The 3,357-nt window shown below is 66.5% G+C and carries 2 protein-coding genes; both read right to left on the reverse strand.

Annotated elements, in window-relative coordinates:
* Positions 1–86 precede the first annotated feature (86 nt).
* The gene (locus tag DZF91_RS26335) at positions 87–1,856 is read right to left on the reverse strand and encodes an ABC transporter substrate-binding protein (protein WP_117359874.1); all 1,770 of its coding nucleotides are present in this window, start codon (positions 1,854–1,856) and stop codon (positions 87–89) included.
* A 39-nt stretch (positions 1,857–1,895) separates the two neighbouring features.
* Positions 1,896–2,891 carry an ABC transporter permease gene (locus tag DZF91_RS26340; protein ID WP_117359873.1) on the reverse strand — a complete coding sequence of 332 codons (996 nt, stop codon included), beginning with the start codon at positions 2,889–2,891 and terminating at the stop codon, positions 1,896–1,898.
* Between the last annotated feature and the right edge of the window lie 466 nt (positions 2,892–3,357).

Raw genomic sequence — 3,357 nt, forward strand, 5'->3', positions numbered from 1 at the left:
CCGACCGAAGGTGACCGGTGGGTCACCTCCGGTCGGCGGGCGTCGCCTTCACCTGCCTTCAGGAACTTCGAGTAACGGGGCCGCTACTACTTCTTGACACCCAGGTTCAGGTAGTCGTACTGGCCGCCGTAGCCCTGGGTGATGCCGACGTTGGTCACGTTGGACGGACGGTAGAGCAGCGCCTTGGCGTAGATGATCGGGACGTCGACCGCGTCGTCCATCGCCATCTGGTCGATCTGGCCGTAGATCTTGGCGCGGGCGTTCTTGTCGACGTTGCCGATCGCGTCGTCGAACGCCTTGTTGATCGCCGGGTTGTTCTCCTCGGGCAGGTTGTTGCCACCGGAGGGCTTGATCGCCCGGCCGTCGAGGATCTGCGAGAGGAAGCCGTAGCCGGTGGGCCAGTCGGCGGACCACGCCATCAGCATGATGCCGACGCCGTTCTTGTGCACGAACTCGGGGGCGCCGACGTACTTGTTGAAGTAGTCACCGGCCGGGTACTGCACGATCTCGGTGTTGATGCCGGCGGCCTTCAGACCCTGCTGCATGGCCTGCGCCATGGCGACTTCCTTCGGCCGGTCGGAGCGGGCCGAGATCTTGGTCTTGAAGCCGTTCGGCTGGCCGCACTGCTGCAGCTCGGACTTGGCCTTGGCGATGGTCTGGTCGTCCAGGCCGCCACCCTGCTTGTAGGTCTGCGGGTACTTGTCGAACTTGGTGTACCCGACGGTGCCCGGGGGCAGGATGGTCGTGGCGATGTCACCGCCGGCCAGCGGACCGCCGTAGGCGGACTGCATGGCGACCTTGTCGGTGGCGTACTGCACGGCGCGGCGGCAGTGGACGTTGTCCAGCGGCTTCACGTGAAGGTTCAGCGACGCGAACCGCAGGTAGCCCTGCAGCGGGTTGTCGGTGTTGGCCTTCTTGGTGGCGTCGGTCAGCAGCTTGCCCTGCGTACCGGCCTGGACACCCACGCCCGCGACGTCCAGGTCGAGCGAACCGGCCAGCAGGCGGTTGTCGATGTCGTCGGGGGACTGCTTGAGCTGGAGCTCGATCCGGTCCGGCAGCGCCTTGCGGATCGGGTCGGTGTTCTTGTCCCAGTGCGGGTTGCGGGACAGGATCATCGACTTGCCGCGCTCGTACGAGTCGATCTTGTACGGGCCGGACGAGACGATCTTCTGCTCGTACTTGAGACCGGTGTCCTTGGCCTGCGGCACCGGCATCGTCTGCGCCATCGCGACCAGGTAGTCGAACTCCGAGAACGGCTTCGACAGCTTGAACGTGATGGTGCTGTCGTCCGGGGTCTCGATGGACTTCAGGCCCTCGGGGCTCTTGTCCTTGTACGGGCCCTTGTACGGCGTGGGGTTGTCCTGGAGGTACGCCTTGAAGTACTTCGGGCCGAGCTGGAGCTCGTCGGTGAAGTTGGACCGCTCGACGGCGTACTTGACGTCCTTGGACGTGACCGGCGTGCCGTCGTCGAACTTCACGCCCGAACGCAGCTTGTAGGTCCAGGTCTTGCCGTTGTCCGGGGTCTGCCCCGGGCCCTGGGCCAGGTCGGGGATGACCTGGTTGCTGTCCGGGCCGGCGGACGGCTTGAAGGTCAGCAGACCGCGGCCGTAGAGGCGGGCGAAGTTCTGCGACCAGGCGTAGTAGGTGTTGCCCGGGTCCGGCGAGTCGAAGTCGTCGGACTCGGCGAGACGGAGCGTCCCGCCCTTGGTGTCCGAGGTGTTGATGACCTTGTCGACGGCCGCGTTGTACCCGGCGCCGTTCGACTTGCCGCCCCCCGAGCCGCCACCGCAGGCGGCCAGGCCAGTGGTGGCGACCAGGCCGACAGCGACTGCTGCGAGTGGTCTGATCTTCTTCATGTGCAGGCGCACCCCTTCACTTGAGGGTAAAACCCGGTGTCACTTAGCCCGGGGGTCGAGAGCGTCCCGGAGCCCGTCACCAAGGAGGTTGAAGGCCAGGACGGTGATGAAGATGGCCATGCCGGGCACGACCATGAACCAGGGGGCGGCCGAGTAGATCGGCACGGCCTCGGAGAGCATGTGCCCCCACGAGGCGGTCGGCGGGTTGATGCCGACGCCCAGGAACGACAGCGCCGCCTCGAACAGGATGTTGGTCGGGATCAGCAGGGTCGAGTAGACCAGGATCGGCGCGACCAGGTTCGGCAGCAGCTCCTTGAACAGGATGTAGCCGGGCTTGGCGCCCATGCTGCGGGCGGCGTCCACGAACTCGCGCTCGCGCAGCGACAGCGTCTGCCCCCGGATGATGCGGCCGATGTACGGCCAGTTGAAGAAGCCGATCACGAAGATCAGCACGCCGATGCGCAGGTTGTTGCCCTCGAGCCCGAACGCCGGGGAGGTGCCGACGACGCCGACCAGGGCGATCGCGAACAGCAGCAGCGGGAACGCGAGGAACACGTCCATGGTCCGGCTGATCACCGTGTCGACCCAGCCGCCGAAGTAGCCGGCGGTGATGCCGAGGACGGTGCCGATGGCGACCGACAGGACCGTCGCCAGGAACGCCACGAGGAGCGAGATCCGCGCGCCGTAGACGATCCGGGAGAGCATGTCGCGGCCGGTGCCGGGCTCGACGCCGAGCAGGTGGTCCCCGCTGATGCCGGAGTGCCAGATGCCGTCCTTGGGACGGTTGAACGTCGGGTCGACGAGGTTCTGGTGGTAGGTCAGGGGATCCTGCACCAGGAACGGCCCCACGACCGCGATCAGGATGAGCAGGATGATCACGACCCCGCCCCCCAGTGCCACCTTGTCGCGCTTGAGCCGCAGCCAGGCGATCTGCCCGAGCGAACGGCCCTGGATGGCCTTGCTCTCGACGCCGGCGAGAACGGCATCCGGCTGGGCCTCCTGTTGCGCCCCGGTCGCCTCGATCGGTGCGGTCACGCTCCGTACCTCCTACTTATGGGCCACACGCCCGCGGCGGACGCCGCGAGGCAGCGGGATCGTCCGCTGTTCGTGCCCGTTTCACCGCGTTTGCTGGAGGGAAAACTAGTGCTTCGGCCACGACTGTCCATCCGTGAAGCCGTCGATGCCAGTACCCGTATCTGACTTGTGATCTCGTCGTCATCTAGGGCAGACGTGAGATGGACAACACATCGGACGAAAGTGCACAGATCGTACGATTCCACCCACGGGTCCAGGCAAGCCGAACCGGGCTCCGACCGGCAAGCTTTATCGGACCGAGTCCGTTTTGAGATGATTCATCCGCGGCTTCGGCCGCCGGAACACGAAAACGACGGGGCGGTCCCCCTCCGGAGACACACCCCGTCGTCGACGCCCCAGGTCACACCGGCCCCGGCCGTCTCGGACGGCGCCCGGCGCGGGGCGACGGGCGGGCGCGGCGGCGTGC

Source organism: Actinomadura logoneensis (assembly GCF_003428695.1).
Taxonomy (GTDB): domain Bacteria; phylum Actinomycetota; class Actinomycetes; order Streptosporangiales; family Streptosporangiaceae; genus Spirillospora; species Spirillospora logoneensis.

What these genes read in the sequence shown, in the direction of transcription:
- DZF91_RS26335 (WP_117359874.1), bottom strand. Translation starts at nt 1,856, where the DNA reads ATGAAGAAGATCAGACCACTCGCAGCAGTCGCTGTCGGCCTGGTCGCC.